This window comes from Faecalicoccus sp. LCP19S3_E2 (assembly GCF_052121255.1).
GTDB lineage: Bacteria > Bacillota_I > Bacilli_A > Erysipelotrichales > Erysipelotrichaceae > Faecalicoccus.
On the sequence record NZ_JBQKEP010000010.1, the window covers coordinates 44,993 to 65,622 of the forward strand.

Annotated in this window: 16 protein-coding genes; 14 read left to right on the forward strand and 2 right to left on the reverse strand. The window is 33.7% G+C overall.

Annotated features, from left to right (window positions below):
* Position 1 precedes the first annotated feature (1 nt).
* The 14 genes from ACTQX6_RS09430 to ACTQX6_RS09495 all read left to right on the forward strand — a co-directional run bounded on the left by ACTQX6_RS09430 (position 2) and on the right by ACTQX6_RS09495 (position 18,813).
* Complete coding sequence (locus ACTQX6_RS09430; protein ID WP_441657438.1) at positions 2 to 868, forward strand: LicD family protein; 867 nt, start codon at positions 2 to 4, stop codon at positions 866 to 868.
* A gap of 52 nt (positions 869 to 920) precedes the next feature.
* Positions 921 to 1,697, forward strand: a complete 777-nt coding sequence (locus ACTQX6_RS09435; protein WP_441657439.1) for an N-acetylmuramoyl-L-alanine amidase family protein — start codon at positions 921 to 923, stop codon at positions 1,695 to 1,697.
* Positions 1,694 to 3,487, forward strand: a complete 1,794-nt coding sequence (locus ACTQX6_RS09440; RefSeq protein WP_441657440.1) for a hypothetical protein — start codon at positions 1,694 to 1,696, stop codon at positions 3,485 to 3,487. The genes ACTQX6_RS09435 and ACTQX6_RS09440 overlap by 4 nt, the downstream gene beginning before the upstream one ends.
* 17 nt (positions 3,488 to 3,504) lie before the next feature.
* Complete coding sequence (locus ACTQX6_RS09445; RefSeq protein WP_441657441.1) at positions 3,505 to 5,061, forward strand: NlpC/P60 family protein; 1,557 nt, start codon at positions 3,505 to 3,507, stop codon at positions 5,059 to 5,061.
* A gap of 107 nt (positions 5,062 to 5,168) precedes the next feature.
* On the forward strand, positions 5,169 to 6,923 hold the full coding sequence (locus tag ACTQX6_RS09450) for a phosphotransferase (protein WP_434319711.1): 1,755 nt from the start codon (positions 5,169 to 5,171) through the stop codon (positions 6,921 to 6,923).
* Positions 6,916 to 7,638, forward strand: coding sequence for a sugar phosphate nucleotidyltransferase (locus tag ACTQX6_RS09455; protein ID WP_441657442.1), 723 nt, complete (start codon positions 6,916 to 6,918; stop codon positions 7,636 to 7,638). The genes ACTQX6_RS09450 and ACTQX6_RS09455 overlap by 8 nt, the downstream gene beginning before the upstream one ends.
* Before the next feature lie 10 nt (positions 7,639 to 7,648).
* Positions 7,649 to 9,187: a BCCT family transporter gene (locus ACTQX6_RS09460; protein WP_441657443.1), complete on the forward strand. Its 1,539-nt coding sequence runs from the start codon at positions 7,649 to 7,651 to the stop codon at positions 9,185 to 9,187.
* Positions 9,188 to 9,195: 8 nt separating this feature from the next.
* Positions 9,196 to 11,121, forward strand: a complete 1,926-nt coding sequence (locus ACTQX6_RS09465) for a GH25 family lysozyme (RefSeq protein ID WP_441657444.1) — start codon at positions 9,196 to 9,198, stop codon at positions 11,119 to 11,121.
* A gap of 326 nt (positions 11,122 to 11,447) precedes the next feature.
* Positions 11,448 to 14,051: a serine hydrolase gene (locus ACTQX6_RS09470; protein ID WP_441657717.1), complete on the forward strand. Its 2,604-nt coding sequence runs from the start codon at positions 11,448 to 11,450 to the stop codon at positions 14,049 to 14,051.
* A gap of 854 nt (positions 14,052 to 14,905) precedes the next feature.
* Positions 14,906 to 15,250, forward strand: coding sequence for a helix-turn-helix domain-containing protein (locus ACTQX6_RS09475; protein ID WP_117446158.1), 345 nt, complete (start codon positions 14,906 to 14,908; stop codon positions 15,248 to 15,250).
* A gap of 460 nt (positions 15,251 to 15,710) precedes the next feature.
* Positions 15,711 to 17,279, forward strand: a complete 1,569-nt coding sequence (locus ACTQX6_RS09480; RefSeq protein WP_441657446.1) for an SIR2 family protein — start codon at positions 15,711 to 15,713, stop codon at positions 17,277 to 17,279.
* 15 nt (positions 17,280 to 17,294) lie between these two features.
* A complete protein-coding gene (locus ACTQX6_RS09485) occupies positions 17,295 to 17,462 on the forward strand; it encodes a hypothetical protein (RefSeq protein WP_272013689.1) in 168 nt (55 codons plus the stop codon).
* A 90-nt stretch (positions 17,463 to 17,552) separates the two neighbouring features.
* Complete coding sequence (locus ACTQX6_RS09490; protein ID WP_117446155.1) at positions 17,553 to 17,996, forward strand: low molecular weight protein-tyrosine-phosphatase; 444 nt, start codon at positions 17,553 to 17,555, stop codon at positions 17,994 to 17,996.
* Entirely contained in the window at positions 17,989 to 18,813 is an 825-nt protein-coding gene (locus ACTQX6_RS09495; protein ID WP_195223119.1) for a histidinol-phosphatase, read from the forward strand. Before ACTQX6_RS09490 ends, ACTQX6_RS09495 begins: the two co-directional genes overlap by 8 nt.
* A 16-nt stretch (positions 18,814 to 18,829) precedes the next feature.
* On the opposite strand, the gene ACTQX6_RS09500 is transcribed toward ACTQX6_RS09495, so the two are convergent.
* Both ACTQX6_RS09500 and ACTQX6_RS09505 read right to left on the reverse strand, forming a co-directional pair.
* Complete coding sequence (locus tag ACTQX6_RS09500) at positions 18,830 to 19,792, reverse strand: P1 family peptidase (RefSeq protein ID WP_320863348.1); 963 nt, start codon at positions 19,790 to 19,792, stop codon at positions 18,830 to 18,832.
* Entirely contained in the window at positions 19,770 to 20,600 is an 831-nt protein-coding gene (locus ACTQX6_RS09505) for a nitrilase-related carbon-nitrogen hydrolase (RefSeq protein ID WP_320863349.1), read from the reverse strand. Before ACTQX6_RS09505 ends, ACTQX6_RS09500 begins: the two co-directional genes overlap by 23 nt.
* Positions 20,601 to 20,630 lie beyond the last annotated feature (30 nt).

Genomic DNA, 20,630 nt, shown 5'->3' on the forward strand with positions numbered 1-20,630 from the left:
TATGGCAAATAATTTATACAGGGGTTATGATCCAGAAACATTACAACGATTACATGATGTACAAGTACAAATGCTAAAAGATGTATTAGGGGTATGTGATAAGTATAGTATTCCATGTTTTCTCATATATGGTACTGCAATAGGTGCTGTACGTCATGGTGGCTTTATACCATGGGATGATGATATTGATGTAGGAATGTTACGTGAAGATTTTGATAAATTTTGTGAATTATTTCCTCGAGAGTTAAATAGTGAATACGAATTATTAACTCCATTAATTGATAATCGTTATGCATGTACTGTTTGCCATGTACAAAAAAAAGGAACAACATTTATTTCGGAAGTCTCAAAGGATTTAAAGTGTCATTTAGGAATTTTTATGGATATATTTCCTTTTGATGCAGTTCCTGATACGTATGAGGATCAGAAAAAGATTTTAAGAAAAACAACTTTCTATGGTAAACTATTGTTTTTGTCTGGAACAGGTAACCCACATATACCATATACAGGAATAGTTTATCATATATTACATTTTGGATGTATTTTAATTCATTTGTTTTTAAAGCTTTTCCATTTTACGCCGGATAAGTTATATAGGAAATTTCTTAAAGCTTGTACATCATATAATAATAAGCAATGTGAATATGTTACGTCCTATGAATATACAGGTTCAATAAAGGATAGTATTAAGAAAGAGGAATTATTTCCATTACAAAAAGTTCCCTTTGAATCGATTGAAGCGTATATTCCAAAAAATAATGATGAATTCCTTACTAAAGTGTATGGTGAATATATGAAAGTTCCACCAGAATCAAAGCGAATTAATCATGCACCTTTAGTTATTAAATTTGAAGATAGTATGGATTAGGTCATTTCTTTGACACAAAAAAGTAGTAATATGTTGTATTGGGAGGAAGATTATGAAGAAGATTAATTATTTATCCAAGATTTTTTGGTCTATATCTTTAGGAACTACATTTTTTATTGTCGGTGCTAATAGTGTACTTGCTGAAGAAAATGAATCCTCAGAGATTAAAGAAAAAGTTGTAGAAGAGAATAATGATCAAACTGAGTCAAACTTAATGGAAGAGAATCCAGCTACAACTGATATTGCTGCTAACGAAACTATAAAAAATGGATGGGAATTTTTAAATGGTTATAAATATTATTATGAAAATGGACAATTAGTAAAATTGAATTTTAAAACTATCGAGAATTCTACATATTACTTTAATGAAGATGGATCCGCTCATATAGGGTGGTTAGATTTAAATGGAAAAAAATATTATTTTGATATAAATGGTGTAATGCAAAAGAATACCTTTATTGAAGGTATAGAACTTGATAATAACGGTATAGCACGATTAGGATGGTGCAAAGATGCACAAGGATGGAAGTACATTCACAATGATGGTAGTTATAAAAAAAATAATTTTGAAGTAGTTGAAAATCAAACTTACTATTTTGATGTCAATGGTTATATGCAAACTGGATGGCAAGTTATTGGAAATAAGAAGTATTATTTCAATGAAAGCTCTGGAATTATGTTGAAGAACCAATGGGTTGGTGATAGCTATCTAGGAAATGATGGCGCATTAATTTCAACTAAAAAAATAATAGTCAATGGATTCAAGACAGTACGGGTTGGTGGTATCGACACGAAGATGGAAGTTATACAACCAATGACTTTGAAGTGATCAATGGTCAAACGTATTATTTTAATGCATCTGGTTATATTGTAACAGGATGGCAATTGATCGAAGGAAAATATTATTACTTTGATGCATCCGGTGCCATGGCAAAAGACACATGGATTGGAGATTACTATGTGGATGAAAACGGTGTCTGGGATACCGACAGATTCAAACCCCAATGGATTTTAAACAGTACAGGATGGTGGTACCAACATGAAGATGGCAGCTACACAACTAATGATTTTGAAGTAATCAACGGACAAACGTATTATTTTAATGCAGCGGGATATATGGTAACTGGTTGGCAGTTGGTTGATGATACATGGTATTACTTTGACGGTAGCGGAGCCATGAAAACCGGTTGGGTGTATACAGGTAATATTTGGTATTACTTGAATACAGAAGGAAAGATGTTAACAGGATTCCAGGATATCGCAGGACAAAGATATTATTTCAATGATGCCGGTTATATGATGACGGGATGGATCCAAGATGGTGATGATTGGTATTATGCTTCTTCAAGTGGTGCTTTTTCTACAGGTTGGCAGTATATAAGCAATGTTTGGTATTATTTAGATCCAAATAATAATGGATTGATGTTGTCAGATAGAAAACAATCTATTGATAATACTACGTACTTTTTTGGACAATCTGGTCAGATGTTAACTGGATGGGTTAATAGATCAGAGGGCTGGTACTATGCAGAAACTTCTGGTGCTATGCACACAGGTTGGTTAAAGTTAAGTAGTGGGAAATACTATTTAGATCCAAATGATTCAACAAATCCAGGAATCATGGTTCATGATGAAGAAAGAGCGATCGATGGAAAAACATATAAGTTTTTATCTGACGGTCGAATATTTACAGGATTTGTTACAAAAGATGAAGGCACTTACTTGATCAATGAAGATGGTGATATTGTAAAAGGTTGGGGACTGTATCAAGGATATTGGTACTATTTCTCACCGGATGGTACTGAACATCCTGGTATCATGTTAACAAATCAGTGGTTGAATTTAAGCGATGGCACTTATTATTTGTCTTCTGATGGTAAGATGAAAACAGGATGGATATTGGATAATGGTTCTTGGTATTATGCAACTGAAAGAGGATCAATTGTCAAAAATGGCTTTGGAACGATCTCGGCTAAGGATGCTGGTGGTATTAGTCGTGTATCTTATTTTGAGGCAGACGGCAAGTTAAGAATGTATTCTTTTACCATCGGCAAAGTAAATTATACTGTAGATGGTTCGGGATATATAACAAATACGACAGTTAATGGAGTTCCTTACTATAATCAAAGAGATCCGCAGTGGGCTTGGACTGTCATTGGTTCTGGTAATATGCAAAATACAGCATGTGCAGTTATGGTTGCAACTTCGATTGTAAATTATTATACAAACCTGAATGTAAACCCGGTAGATATGGGGAAACTATTTTATCAGAATGGGGTTTATAATGCTGGTGGATTAGATGGAACTTCTGCAGATTGCTGGGAAATAGTTAAAAATCAATATGGCTTAAATTACACAAATAATCTAAGTTATGAAGATTTAATTAATAGTCTTAGAATGGGAAAAATTGTGGCAACTAGCGAAAATCCCGGACATTTTACAGTTCCTGGATTTACTCACGCAATTCTTTTATATGGTATTGATGGCAATGGCTATGTTAATGTTTATGATCCTTATGACACGAGCAAAAATGGTAAATATCATATTTCAATGATTTGGAGTCAACAATCTACAGCTTATGAGGATTGCATTAACGGTGGACCTTTCTTTGCGTTTTAATATGGGATAATGATATTATGATGAAGAATTTTAAAGCGATTTTTGTTTCCTTGGTGGCAATATTTATATTGGCTACTATGGTTTTACCTACTACAATTTATGCACAAGAGGAAGAAAGCCCGATAGAATATGTTAATGAATACAAATCAGATTCATTTGATGAGCAAAAACCGATTCCAGGAGCAGATGCTCCAGTTTCTCCCACAAATGAGGATACTCATTTGGATATTACCATTAATGATATTTTAACGCCAAGTCAAATTAACATGGCTAACGGGCTAAATCGTAGATCCAAAAGATCATTGAATGTTACGTATTCACAATTACTTTTGTATGCTAATCAATATGTTGGGTTACCATATGTATGGGGTGGTCGTTACCCTTATCAGGGTGGTTTTGATTGTGCAGGTTTGGTAATGTGGACGTATAACAATATGGCAGGAACAAATTTTGACCTGATTTATACTAATGCTGCTAGACTTTATAGTGAACATTGTACTCCAGTTTCATATGTGGATGCTCGTCCGGGAGATCTTGTCTTTTTTAGAGGAACTTATAATTCATTAGATTATATTTCTCATGTTGGGTTATACTGCGGAAATGACATCATGCTAAATGCGGGTGATCCAATTGGGTACGACAATATAAAAGATATTAAACGTATGGATGGACAGGCAGCACCTTTCTTTTTTGGAAGAGTTAAAGGGGTAGAGATTGATTATTCGATAAATTCTGGGTGGATTTCTTGTAATGGTCAATGGCTATATGCTGATGAGAATGGTTTGTTTGTAAAAGGCTGGAAAAATATAGATAGTATAGAATATTATTTTGACAATAATGGAGTAATGGCAACTGGCTGGAGATTAATTGAAGGTAATTGGTACTTTTTCAGCAATAGTGGATCAAAGCAAACGGGCTGGATTACTTTAAATGGGAAAAAATATTATTTAAATGATACTGGTATTATGGTAGTTGGACATCAGGTGATTAATGGGAAAGACTATTATTTTCAACCTTCTGGAGAAATGATTACTGGTTGGATAAGTAATGATGGGAAATACTATTTCTTTGACAATGATGGTCAAATTTTAAAAGATACATGGATTGGAGATTACTATGTGGATGAAAACGGTGTCTGGGATACCGATAGATTCAAACCCCAATGGATTTTAAACAGTACAGGATGGTGGTATCGACATGAAGACGGCAGCTATACGACCAATGATTTTGAAGTAATCAATGGACAAACGTATTACTTTAATGCAGCAGGATATATGGTAACTGGTTGGCAGCTGGTTGATGATACATGGTATTACTTTGACGGTAGCGGAGCCATGAAGACCGGTTGGATCTATGTAGGAAACATCTGGTATTACCTAGATACAGAAGGAAAGATGTTAACAGGATTCCAGGATATCGCAGGACAACGATATTACTTTAATAATGCCGGCTATATGTTGACAGGATGGCAATTGATCGAAGGAAAATATTATTACTTTGATGCATCCGGTGCCATGGCAAAAGACACATGGATTGGAGATTACTATGTGGATAAGAATGGAGTTTGGATTTAGCTTTATCAAAGTATGGAGAGAGGTGTGAAATGAACACTTCTCTTTTTATTTACTTTAAATAAATATAATGATACAATCTGTTCATAAAAAGAATGGATGTGCATAATGTGAACAAAAAAACTTTCGATATGATGTTACATATATTCGAAAATGGTTTGATAAATCAAAGAAATATATCTGAAAAAACACACTATTCTTTAGGAAGTGTGAATAAATCGATAAAAGAACTTAGAACTAAAGGTTTATTGAAAGAGGATAATAATTTATCAGATAATGCTTGTGAATTAATATATCAACGATCTCCAAAAAGTGCAGTTATTCTTGCAGCAGGTTTAGGATTGCGAATGGTTCCTGTTAATCAGGATATGCCTAAAGCATTGATTAGAGTTCGAGGAGAAGTACTAGTAGAGAGATTAATAAGACAACTTCATGAGACTGGTATCACTGACATTTATATTGTTGTCGGATATATGAAAGAACAATTTGAATATTTAATCGATGAGTATAATGTTCAATTAATTGTAAATCAAAATTACGCGTTTAGAAATAATTTAACATCATTATCGTTAGTTTCAAATTTAATTAATAATACATATATTGTTCCTTGTGACATTTATTGTAAAATAAATCCCTTTAAAAAACATGAACTTTATTCTTGGTATATGATTGGTAATAATGAAACAGATGATTATGCTGTTCATGTTAGTAGAAATTTTGAAATTCGAAAGCTAGAAAACGAAGTTGGCAATAAAATGATTGGTATTGCATATATTTGTTCAGACATTCAAGACAAATTTCTAAGAAAGTTAAACATTTTAAGTAATGATTCCAAATACTATCATAGTTATTGGGAAGAGGTTCTTTTTGAACAAAGAAAGATGATGATAGTCGCAAATATTGTTGATTCTAAGAATTATATTGAAATCAATACGTATGAACAATTAATTGATTTTGATCAAAATTCTGATAATTTAGATAATGACGCAATTCAAATGATTGAAGATTCGTTTCATGTTGGGAAAAACGAAATAAAAAATATAGAGGTTTTGAAAAAAGGAATGACGAATCGATCATTTTATTTCACCGTAGATCATAAAAAATACATTATGCGTATTCCTGGAGAAGGTACGAGTGATTTAATTAATCGATTTCAGGAATTTGAAGTTTATGAAAAGATTAAACATTTTTCTATTTGCGATGAGATTGTTAGCATAGATCCTAAAACAGGGTATAAAATAACAAGTTTTATAGAAAATGCCCGAACATGTGATTCTAACAATTTAAATGATTTAGAAATTTGTATGAGAAAACTTAGAACTTTTCATTCTTTGAATATACAAGTAAATCATGACTTTAATTTATTTGAGAAAATTGAATTTTATCAAAGTTTATGGAAATCTAAAAACTCAATATATAAAGATTATTTACAGATCAAACAAAATGTATTTTCTTTAAAACAGTTTATAGATACATGTGAAAAAACAAGGTGTTTAACGCATATAGATGCGGTTCCAGATAATTTTTTGATATATGGAAACGATGAAGTTCGTTTAATTGACTGGGAATATGCAGGAATGCAGGATCCTCATGTAGATATTGCGATGTTTTGCATCTACGCATTATATGATAAGACTCAAATTGATCAGCTGATAGATATTTATTTTGAGAATGAATGTGATAAAGAAACGAGAATAAAGATATATGCGTATATATCCATATGTGGATTATTATGGAGCAATTGGTGTGAATATAAGCGAGACTTAGGCATAGAGTTCGGAGAATACTCCATACGGCAGTATAGATATGCGAAAGAGTATTATAAAATTGTGCAGAAGGAGTTAGGGGAAAATTGCAATGAATAAAGTAAAGAGAGCCATAATAATGGCTGCAGGCTATGGTCGTCGTATGGAGCCTGTTACAAAGAAAATTCCAAAGCCAATGGTTTCGGTAAATGGTATAAGAATGATTGATTCCGTTATTGAGGGTTTAATAAAGAATGACATATTAGATATATATATTGTGGTCGGATATAAAAAAGAGTATTTTAATCAACTTCTTGAAGAATATTCTGATATTAATATAAATTTAATTGAAAATCCATTTTATGACACTTGTAATAATGTTTCTTCATTATACTGTGCTAGAAATTATTTAGAGAATTCTATAATTCTAGACGGAGATCAACTAATATATGATTCTTCTATTTTGTCCCCCTATTTTAATCTTTCCGGATATAACTGTATATGGACGGATAAACCAACAAAGGAGTGGGTATTAGAATTAGATAATGAATCAAAAATAGTTAGAAACTGTTATAGGGATGGACATGAATATGGTTGGCAACTTTATAGTATTTCACGTTGGAATAGAGAAGATGGGAAGAAGCTAAAAAAACATTTGGAAATAGAATTTGAGAAAAAGAAAAATATTCAAATCTATTGGGATGATGTACCTCTGTTTTGTTATCCTGAAGAATATACTTTAAGTATCTGTCCCATGGAAAAAGGATCGGTGGTAGAGATTGATGATTTTAATGAATTGGTGACAATCGATCCAACGTACCGAGAGTATAGATAGGAGCTATTTTATGATCAAAAAAATAAGGAATTCAAAAATAGACTGGATAATTACATTAGTCCCCCTGTTTTTTATAGTTGGACTAAGTATTTTATTTTTCTTTTTACCGCAACAGTCAAATGCAGTTCTCAGTCAAATTCGTTTTGTTCTTGGTGATTCTTTTGGCATTTATTATCTGATAATCGGATTAGGTATTTTTCTTTTATCTTTGTTTATTGTCTGTTCAAAATATGGGAATATTGTTTTGGGTAAGCAAGATGAGAAACCAAAGTATTCTTTTTTTACTTGGGGATCTATGATGTTCACAGCAGGATTAGCGGCAGATATATTATTTTATTCTTTTTCAGAATGGATTTTATATGCTTCTGATCCTCATATTGGAGAACTAGGTTCTATGCAAGACTGGGCAAGTGTATTTCCGCTCTTTCATTGGAGCTTGATTCCGTGGGGATTTTATTTGGTTTTAGCTGCTGCGTTTGGATTTATGTTACATGTCAGAAATAGAGATAGACAAAGATTTTCGGAGGCATGTAGACCTATTTTAGGAAAGCATACAGATGGACTTTTAGGTCGAATTATTGATTTAGTTGCGGTATTTGCTTTATTAGCAGGGACGGCAACAACATTTAGTTTGGCAACTCCTCTGATGGCAAGTATTATTGAAACCGTTTTTCATATTTCAATCAATCAAAATATTATAACTGTTTTAATTTTAGTTGTTACTTGTGTGGTTTACACATATTCTTTATTACACGGTATTAAAGGAATCAGTTTGCTTGCTAAAGCTTGTATATATATGTTTTTCTTGCTGCTTGGATATGTTCTTTTGTTTGGTGGAGAAACTAGGTATATCATTGAAACGGGTTTTTCAGCTTTTGGTAGAATGATTCAAAACTTTTTTGAATTGGCGACTTTTACTGACCCACAAAGAACAACATCCTTTGCTCAAAATTGGACGATCTTTTATTGGGCTTATTGGATGGTATGGTGCGTAGCTGCTCCTTTCTTTATTGGTAGTATTTCAAGAGGGCGAACAATTAGACAAACTATTTTAGGTGGATATGTCTTTGGAGTTGGTTCTACAGTTATCAGTTTCATTATTCTTGGTAACTATTCACTAGGACTTCAAGTATCTAATGTAAATGATTTCTTGGCTATGTATCAACAAACAGGAGACCTTTACACAATTATTATAAGTATTATTAACACGTTACCGATTCCAGTATTTGTTTTAATTTTATTATTGCTAACAATGATTGCATTTTATGCCACATCATTTGACTCCATAGCTTTGATAGCTTCATGTTATAGCTATAGAAAACTAAAATCTGATCAAAAACCAAGTAGAGTTATAGAACTCATGTGGTGTCTATTGTTGATAGCATTGCCTATAGCACTTGTGTTTTCGGAAAGTTCAATGAATAATCTTCAGTCAGTTAGCATAATTGCTGCATTTCCGATTGGTGCTATAATAGTGTTAATTTCTTTTAGCTTTTTTAAAGATGCTAAGTTATTCTTAGAAGAGAAGAAAAAAGAAAGGGAGAAGTAATATTACAAATGTTGAAAAAAAGAATTCTGCTTTCACTTTTATCATTTTGCTTTTTACTAATGAATACAAGTTTTATATATGCGCAAGATGGAGAATATGATTCAGCCAACAGCTGGCGATATAAAGATGGTGAACAATTTTATTTTGGAGATACTCTCCGGTATGGTGCTAGATCTGGAAATGATAATGCATGGAAAAAGATTGATGGCGTTATTTATAATAGCTTAAACCAACCAATAAAAGGTGCCATTTCTAAAGGTATAGATGTTAGTCAATGGCAGGGGAAAATAGACTGGGAAAAAGTTAAACAAAGCGATGTAGATTTTGTGATTATTCGATGTGGCTATGGTGGTAATACAACAAAATATGATGATACATATTGGGAAAGAAATGTTAGCGAATGTGAAAGATTGGGAATACCATATGGCGTTTATCTTTATTCTTATGCTTATAATGCAGAAGATGCGAAAAGTGAAGCGGAGCATGTACTGCGATTAGTAAATGGACATAATTTAACATATCCAATTTACTATGATCTAGAGGAAAACGGAGTTCGAAATTCTTTAAGTAGCCAACAGATTGCAGATGTTGCAGATACATTTTGCTCTATTATTGAATCTAATGGGTATGAAGCCGGAGTTTATTCGAATTTGGATTGGTTTAATAATTATCTAACAAATTTAGTGTTCGATAAGTATGATAGATGGGTTGCTCAATGGAATTATAAATGTGACTATACGAAGAGTTACCGACTATGGCAAGCAACAAGCACTGGTAGAGTTGAAGGAATTTCTGGCAATGTTGATATTAATATCGATTTTTCTGATTTATTACTAAGAAATGGTTGGTATTATGAAAACGGGAATTGGCAGTATTATGAAAACAATAGTTTGAAAAAGGGTTGGCTAACAATTTCTGATCAAAAGTACTATTTGAATGCTCTTGGCAATATGGTGACTGGATGGAATTGGATTGATAACGAATGGTATTATTTTGATTCTAACGGTGTTATGAAAACAGGTTGGATATATGTGAATAGTTTATGGTACTTTCTTGAATCCAATGGGAAAATGGCTTTAGGATTTAGATCTATTCAGAATAATGTATACTTTTTTGATGCTTCTGGTGCAATGAAAACAGGATGGCAATTAATCGAAGGAAAATATTATTACTTTGATGCATCCGGAGTCATGGCAAGAGATACATGGATCGGGGACTATTATGTAGATGAGTTAGGTATCTGGGATACCAACAGATTCAAACCCCAATGGATTTTAAACAGTACAGGATGGTGGTATCGACATGAAGATGGCAGCTATACGACCAATGATTTTGAAGTAATCAATGGACAAACATACTACTTTAATGCAGCGGGATATATGGTAACTGGTTGGCAGTTGGTTGATGATACATGGTATTACTTTGACGGTAGCGGAGCCATGAAAACCGGATGGGTGTATACAGGTAATATTTGGTATTACTTGGATACAGAAGGAAAGATGTTAACAGGATTCCAGGATATCGCAGGACAAAGATATTATTTCAATGGTTCTGGTTACATGTTGACAGGATGGCAATTAATTGATGGAAAGTATTATTACTTTGATGCATCCGGTGCCATGGCAAAAGACACATGGATTGGAGATTACTATGTAGATGAAAACGGTGTCTGGGATACCGACAGATTCAAACCCCAATGGATTTTAAACGGTACAGGATGGTGGTATCGACATGAAGACGGTAGTTATACAACCAATGACTTTGAAGTGATCAATGGTCAAACGTATTATTTTAATACATCTGGATATATGGTAACTGGTTGGCAGCTGATTAATGGAAATTGGTACTATTTTACTTCTTCAGGAAGTATGATTAGAAATCAATGGATAGATGGTTATTATATAGATCATAATGGTATTTGGATTAATACTTAAATACAGTTAAAGGCATGTCAAATTGGCATGCTTTTTCCTTTACCCTCTGATATAATTTAAGTAAATAGAAGATCAGTTAAATGGAATTCAAACATAATATTGAGATAATCTTTTACTTTTTTGAATGGCGGTTGATTAAGAGAAAAAGGAATGGAGAGGAAGTGTTAGATATGTTTATTAAAAGAATATTATCATTGCTGATATTGTTAACTTTAATAGTTTTTTTCTGTTATTCGCCTACAGTATCAGTTTATGCGTTAGAAGATTCAGTAACGATAGAAAAAAATTATCAAGACTATTCTATAGACGGGCCTAAAGTAGTGAAAATGAATGATAATGTCCAATATAAACTTTATAAAGAGAATACTGAAGTCAAGGATATAGTAATGTGGAAGGTGAGCGACTCTTCTATTGCCGAGGTAGATAGTAATGGTAATTTAATGATTCATGATGCAGGATGTATCGAGATTTCGGCTTATATTGATGAAGAAGAATTATTAATTGCTCAGTATAAAGTAGAGATCTTGACGGGGAGTCAATTTCAAGAAGATGATTCGTGTAAAAGTCTGGATAATAATTCAAAGCTAGAGAATTATGAAGAAATTTCGGATTTTGACCTAAATCTAATTAATAATGTAGATTATAGAAATCAATGGGTATTACTAAATAGTGACTGGTATTATTTTGATTCAAATGGAAATAAGATGATTGGATGGGTTTATTTAGGAAATATCTGGTATTACTTAGACACAGAAGGAAAGATGTTAACAGGATTCCAGGATATCGCAGGACAACGATATTACTTTAATAATGCTGGCTATATGTTGACAGGATGGCAATTGATCGAAGGAAAATATTATTACTTTGATGCATCCGGTGCCATGGCAAGAGACACATGGATCGGTGACTATTATGTAGATGAACTAGGAATCTGGGACACCGACAGATTCAAACCCCAATGGATTTTAAACGGTACAGGATGGTGGTATCGACATGAAGACGGCAGTTATACGACCAATGATTTTGAAGTAATCAATGGACAAACGTATTACTTTAATGCAGCAGGATATATGGTAACTGGTTGGCAGCTGGTTGATGATATATGGTATTATTTTGACGGTAGCGGAGCCATGAAGACCGGTTGGATCTATGTAGGAAACATCTGGTATTACTTAGATACAGAAGGAAAGATGTTAACAGGATTCCAGGATATCGCAGGACAACGATATTACTTTAATAATGCCGGCTATATGTTGACAGGATGGCAATTGATCGAAGGAAAATATTATTACTTTGATGCATCCGGTGCCATGGCAAAAGACACATGGATCGGAGATTACTATGTAGATGAAAACGGTGTCTGGGATACCGACAGATTCAAACCCCAATGGATTTTAAACGGTACAGGATGGTGGTATCGACATGAAGACGGCAGTTATACGACCAATGATTTTGAAGTAATCAATGGACAAACGTATTACTTTAATGCAGCAGGATATATGGTAACTGGTTGGCAGCTGGTTGATGATACATGGTATTACTTTGACGGTAGCGGAGCCATGAAGACCGGTTGGATCTATGTAGGAAACATCTGGTATTACCTAGATACAGAAGGAAAGATGTTAACAGGATTCCAGAATATCGCAGGACAAAGGTATTATTTTAGCAAGGATGGATCGTTGTATATGGGCTGGATTCATGATGAAAATAATTGGCATTATTATACTGATCAAGGACTATATAAAGGTTGGCTATATGTAAATAATAATTGGTATTGGTTAGATGAAAATGGTGTAATGCTAACAGGGAATCAAATCATTCATGATGTAAAATATTATTTTAATGAAAGCGGTGCAATGCACACGGGATGGTTAGAAAAAGATAGTCTATGGTATTTTTATGATTCTGGCGGAGCCATGAAAACTGGTTGGGTGTTTACAGGTAACTTATGGTATTGGTTAAATGATGAAGGAATTATGCAAACTGGCTATCAAACGATTAACGGAAATCAATATTATTTTAATCCTAATGGATCAATGTACATAGGTTGGCATTACAAGGAAGGCTCATGGTACTATTTTGGAGATTACGGAATAGTCCGGGGATGGATAACAGTTAATGGTAACTTTTATTATTTAAACCAGGATGGAGTAATGGTTACAGGGGATGTAACAATTGATGGTGAAAAATATATATTTGCAGCTAGTGGAGAACTTATATCTAGTGAAAATTTGAGAATGTTAGAGTCTCAAATTTTGAATTATATTAACGCAAACGCGTACAGCGGGGAGCTTTGGTCTGTTTCAGTCATAAATTTATCGAAACCAGGTAGAATTGATATAAATAATAGACAACAACAGGCTGCATCATTAACAAAATTATTTGTAATGGGCGCTGTTTATGAAAATTATGAATCTTTGGTTTCTCGTTATGGACAAAGTATAATAGATAGTAATTTACATTATATGATAACAATTAGCGATAATAGTGCTTGGGTGAATTTAGTTACATGGCTTGGTTATGGTAATTATGCGTCTGGAACTTCTGTTGTCACTACATGGGCTCAGAATCATGGCTATACACTCACTGCAACGTATCCTTATTCTTATCAAAACTTTAGTTCATCACAAGATACTGCGCAAATTGTTGCAGATATGTATAATGGCAAATTGCGATATAGTGATAGAATGCTAAATCTTTTGTATCAACAAACTAGAAGACACAAAATTCCTGCAGGTATACCATCTGGTGTCTTAGTAGGAAATAAGACAGGTGAATTGGCAGATACAGAAAATGACACTGCAATAATATATGGACCTAATTGTACTTATGTTCTAAGTGTTATGTGCACTTCATCTAAATCGGCTGGGCATTCTCAGTCAATGATTCGTACAATTTCTTCAATGGTGTATAATTATCTGAATTCCTAATTATATAGGGAGTAAGGTAGAGAAGAATTATCTTTTATATATCATTAGGCCATACGTCTTATATTGTAAGATATTGTAAATGCACTTTATTTTTAGATCGAGAGAAAGTGAGCTAGAATAGAATGATACATTAAGAAATATAAAACGCAAATATCGGAAGTGAGGAGTAAAAGGAAATAGAACAAGATTTTTCAATTTATGTTATAGAAATATAAAATAACTAAGGAATGAACTATATTTTGGAAGCGGATAATACGGAAATCGTAGAAATGATCATAAAGAGATTTCGAGAAATGCGTTTACTGGAAATGACATAGGGAAATTATATTTATGTAATGCTTTAGGCGTTAATGTGTGTAACAGTGTATATAAGGTTTTATATAAAGGAATGTTTGAAATACTTTCTGAAGCTATGATGGGAAGTATGGAATATGGTGTACTGAATAAAAATATGGATTAACTGACAAAACCTGATCTTTTAATAATCGGTGATTCTCTTATCAATGCGATTAACAAAAAAGCCACTGAAACAATCTTTAAAGTCATAGAGTACTAATATGGTCATAAATCAACAATCATCTGTTCACAGTTAGAACCAGAAGAATGGTATAAACAACTTGGTTTGAATATTAAGAGGAGGGTCTAACAGTTGAGTAGTTTTTGAACTACTTTGGACTATTAGTCCCTTTTTATATGTGCATTATGTAAACAAACTCCACATTATCATAAGTTTTACCCTCTCCCTAATATATGTTATACTTTTCGTAGAAAGAACTATAGTTCCTATTCTATCGAATTATTAGGAAATATGATGCGATTGATATAAAAGTTACAATGGCTACGAGGTGACGAGCATGTTCATTGATTATTCATCCACTTTCGGTAAAGCTATTAAAAAAGCGCGGAAAGAAAGACATTTGACGCAACAACAGTTAGCAGATGCCACGCATGTTTCACAGCGTTATTTGGCAAAAATTGAAAATGGGAAGACACATCCTTCTATTGATATTGTCTGTATTATTGTTAAAGCATTAAACCTTTCCATGGATAATATTCTTCATGAAGGTCAATTGGATGAATCAGAACATTTTCTCAATGAACTGCAAGTTAGGTTACCAGGGTTTACAAAAGAACAAAAAGATTATTTGAGTACAACTATTCTTGTGTTTGAAGAACAAAACCGTAATCGAGAACTATAATTTTATACATCTTTTTGAAATGACTCATAGGAAGCTGTGAATTTAGCTGTTCTATGAGTTTTTATTTTAAATTTCTTCTTTTGTCTATTTTGTCAAAATAATAACTGTACGATTGACAATGAAGAAAATGCAGCAAAACCTAACGCAATATCATGTTGAGGATTCTTCACCAAAGTATGGAAAATATGTAAACAAGGATCTGAAAATAAGATTAGTGATTGAGAAATATTCTTTTAATCATTATCTAAAAAGAATTCAAATATGATGATTTTTCAAGAAGGTTGAGAAAATAGATCATAACCTCAAAGGAAGTGGGAGTCATACATTATCTTAGCAACCAATGGATTAGAATAGCATCATCCACCCAGGGTACCCCTGGGATTCTTTATATTTTATAAGATAAGAAAATCAATGAAAATGCACAGTCTATTGTATAATGAATAAAAGGAGTTTAAATATTATGGCAGATAAATTAAATGAAATGATCAATAATTTTGAAACTATTCCTTTCCTCTTCATTGGATCGGGATTTTCTAGGCGATATTTTGAATTACCCGATTGGAGTAGTTTATTAAAACATATGGTTAAACAGTTTAATAATGATCCGTTTGCTTATCGATCATATGAAGACAGGGCTTCCTTTCGAGAACATCCTTACGGATTAAATCCACTTATTGCAACTTATATAGAAGAGGACTTTAATAGAGAGTGGTTTCATAATCCGAGCATTAGAAATGTTGACGAAAAATACTCAAAGCTAGTTTTAAATGGATGTTCTCCATTCAAGGCAGAAGTAAGCTATTATTTAAATGAAAACTCAATATTAAATGAAAAATATAAATCAGAGGTGTCGTTGCTTCGTAATGTCGCAAAAAAATCGATAGCTGGAATCATTACAACGAACTATGATTTGTTTTTTGAAAAATATTTGTCAGAATATAAATCATATATTGGTCAACAATCATTATTGTTTTCACGATTACAGGGAATAGCGGAAGTGTATAAAATTCATGGTTCAGTTTCTGATCCAAGTTCAGTTGTTATTAATGAAAATGACTATAAAGAATTTAAAGAAAAATCTGAATATCTTGCAGCTAAATTGCTGACCATATTTATGGAATACCCTATTATATTTATGGGCTATTCTATCTCAGACAAAAATATACAAGATATATTAAACTCAATTGTAAAATGCATGACGAAAGAACAAATAAATAACCTAAGGGAAAAATTTATATTTGTAGAATATGATCCAAGTATAAAAGGTTATGCAATTGGGGATTCAACCTTTTCTATCGATTCCAATGTGTTAACTATGACAAAGGTGACATTATCAGATTATTCTATTATTTATAAAGCAGTCGCAATGAAAAAAATGAGCATTCCTGTGCGACTTTTGCGTGTTTTAAAAGATGAACTATATTTATACACTTTAACGAATGAACCAACAAAAAACATTAAAGTTGCACCTCTAGATGATGAAAGAGTATCTAATGATGATTTGGTACTTTCTATTGGAACGACAGAAGTGCCGAGTATTGATGGGTTAAGAGGAATTACTGCATCGCAATGGTATAGAAATATAGTTATGCATGATTTACAATTTGAAGGCAAAGATTTATTGTCATATGCCCCTTATTTAGCTAGAAGTGAATCAGGTAAATTACCAATTAATTCTCTATATGAGAAGAAATATAATAATATCCCCGGATTAAATAATTTAATTGTTAGTGATTTTGATGATATTATTTCAAATACAATTAAGAAAGATAGACCAAAAAGAGGATATTCAAGCTTAGAAGATGTTTTTAAAATGGAATTTGATAAGAATAAAGAAATGTTGAATATAGCTTATTTAACAGAAAATCAAATAGATTTTGACACATTAGAAACATACTTGAAAAGCATATTTGAGAAAGATAAAGATGCTTTAAATATTGAACATTCTAGAAGTGATTACAGAACAAATTTAAGACGTCTAATTAGAATCTATGATTATTTGAAAGGAAAAGAAAAAACCTTTGATTAAAGCCATTTACGAAAAATGACCATCAAAGGCTCTTTGTTTCTATATTGGAGAACAATCCAACAAGGCAATTCAATTGAGCCACCCTATTTTCCTGCTCTCTATGTATTGAATTATACACAGAAAAATCAAGAAAAACAAGAAAAAGGGAAAGATGAATTGAAAGGAAAGCTTTTACCACAGTAATAAGAAATAAGAAGATTTAAAAAATGTTTTTCTCGAAAAAACTCTTTTCGAGACATCTTTTAATATCGAATAGGAAGGAATCTAGAAATTATGATAAAAATACTATTCATCTGCCACGGCAATATTTGCCGTTCACCCATGGCAGAATTTATTATGAAAAAACTAGTCAAAGATCAAGGAATAGAGAATCAGTTCATCATTGAATCGGCTGCCACCAGTACCGAAGAAATCGGACATGATATGTATCCGCCCGCAAAAAGAAAGCTAACCGAAAAAGGGGTTCCTTTTTCAAAACGACATGCACGTCAGGTACGCTTTGACGAATATGAAAAATGGGATTATATCTTAGGAATGGATCGATGGAATCTTCAAAATTTAAAGAGCATCTTTTATAATGATAAAGAAGAAAAAGTACATTCTTTACTCCAGGATAAAGATGTAGCTGATCCATGGTACACCGACGATTTTGAAACGGCTTACCGGGATATTGAAAAAGGATGCAAAGAATGGCTGGAAAGGATATTACATGATTAAACAAAATTTACATACACACAGTACCTATTGCGATGGAAAAGATCGTATTGAGGAAATGGTACAAACGGCAATTGAAAAAGGATTTACCGTACTTGGCTTTTCTGGACATGGCCCCTGTTTGGTCGATGAGGTAGCCATGAAGGAAAAGGATCTTCCAAATTACAGAAAAGATATTCTAGAAGCCAAAGAAAAATACAAAGATCAGATTCAGATTTTTTTAGGAATCGAAGAAGATATTTCTCAGCGTATTCCCTCAAAAGAACCTTATGATTTTGTGATTGGAAGCAAACATTTCATGTTTATCAAAAATCAGGTCAAAAATGTAGATTACTCCAAAGAAATGGCCCAGGAAATTGTAGAACTTTATGATGGTGATTTTCTAAAGTATGCCAAAGACTATTACGAAGATCTAAAAAATATCGCAGACTATCCGGAAGTGGATATTGTCGGACATTTAGATCTTTTGATGAAATTCAATGAGGATGAAAGTTTTCTTTCGTTTACCGATCCAACATATTTGTCATATGCCAAAGATTGCATCGATGTTTTAATCAAAGCTGATAAGATTTTTGAAGTCAATACCGGAGCAATCTCCAGAGGCTATAGAACCAAGCCTTACCCGCATCAAACATTGCTTGCGTATATTCAAGAAAAAGGTGGAAAAATCTTATTAAACAGCGATTGTCATAATCGAGTTAACTTAGATTGTTACTACAAAGAGTCCATGGAATTGATCAAACAATGCGGATTTCAAACGATGATGACTTTGACAACAGGAGGATTTAAAGAGGTGCCAATTGACCAGTTTACGATCTAGCACCTCTTTTTGTTGGTTATTTACAAATTTCAGAATACGTGGTTAAACCATACATCGGTGTGGCATAGAGGCAGGCATTTTCAATGGCTTTGGCCATTGCTTTGGCAGCTAAAGCACCAACAACATCCGGCTGAGCTTCTACTTGTTGGCTGGCCATCGCAAAGATGGTATCACCATCGCTGGACGTGTGGACCGGTCGAATGGTTCGGGCATAGCCGTTATGAGCCATGCTGGCGATCTTATTGGCCTGCGCTTTGGTCAGCTTTGCGTTGGTGAGTATGCAGCCGATGGTCGTATTCATACCACAGCTTTCTTCGATTGGCTGGTTTTCAAACATAAAATCAAGTGTAGAGAGTCGTTTCTTTTTTTGATAGTCATAAATACCGGCAATCGGCTTTTCACTGTTTTCAAAATAGACATCACCACACGCATTAACAGCCACGATGGCAGCTACCATGACATCACCCACTTGAAAAGCGGCATGACCTAATCCGGTTTTCATAGCTTTATCAAATCCTAAAAATTTACCGACGCTGGCTCCGGTTCCGGCCCCAATGCATCCTTGTTTGGGAATTTGATGACTGGCGTTTTGGCAGGCTTGATAGCCCATTTTCTTAGTCGGATAGGCTTTTGGATCGGCTACGCTGCAGTCAAATAAACAGGCGCCGGATACGATAGGAATATAAATCCCTTTCATATCAAAGCCAATTTCATGCTCGCTTAAATATTCCATGACACCGCAGCTGGCTTCCAGGCCAAAAGCACTGCCGCCGGCTAGTGTGACCGCATGAATTTGTTCGACCATATTTTTAGGGTTTAAAAGATCGGTTTCTCTTGTGGCAGGACCACCACCACGTACATCTACACCGGCAACAGCTCCTTTTTCGCAAAGGATCACCGTACAACCGGTACCACCGGTTTCATCCTGCGCATGTCCAATCTTAAAATCGGTTAATTCATTGATCTGAATTTCCTTCATTTTTATCTACCTCCGTTAACATGTATAAATCATTTCGTCGTATTTTCCAAAAAGGCATACGCTGACGAATCATATCAACTCGTTCTAAATCGATATCAGTTATCGAATAGGGTTCGTTTTCATCCATCTGATAACAGATCTTTCCAAAAGGATCAGTGATGATGGAATGTCCATAGCTTTCAAATGTATCATATTGATAATGCGCTGGATTGACACCCACCATAAACACCTGATTTTCCATAGCTCGTACCTGAAAAAGAGGTGTCCAATGTTGCAGGGTGACGCTTTTATTAAAGGCAGCCGGGCAAAAGATAATACGCGTGCCTTTTATCGCAAGAAGTCTTGCCACTTCCGGAAATCGGATATCATAACAGATCAAAACGCCCATCTTACCCCATCGAGTATCAAACGTTTGGAGGTGATCACCGGGTGTAAAGACATCTTTTTCCTGATAATCTTTTTTGGTATGAACTTCAAACAAATGTGTTTTCGCATAGGAAGCAATCAATTTTCCATGATCAAAAATAAGACACTCATTATAGATCTTATCTTCTATCTTATGGGCAATCGTGCCGCTAACGATCATACATTTTAGTTTGTCTGAAAGTGTTTGAAGAAGCTCTTGACAAAGATCGTAAGAAGAAACGCTTTTTTTGATCTGCTCATTGATATAGGGACAATTCCACATTTCCGGCAAGACCAAAATATCGGCGCCTTCTTTACGACTTTGTAGAGCTAAGGTTTGCACTTGATTGAGGTTGGCCTTCACATCTTCTTGCACTTGTATTTGAAGCATGGCGATTTTCATAGCTAAATCATACCATGAAAGACGAAAATG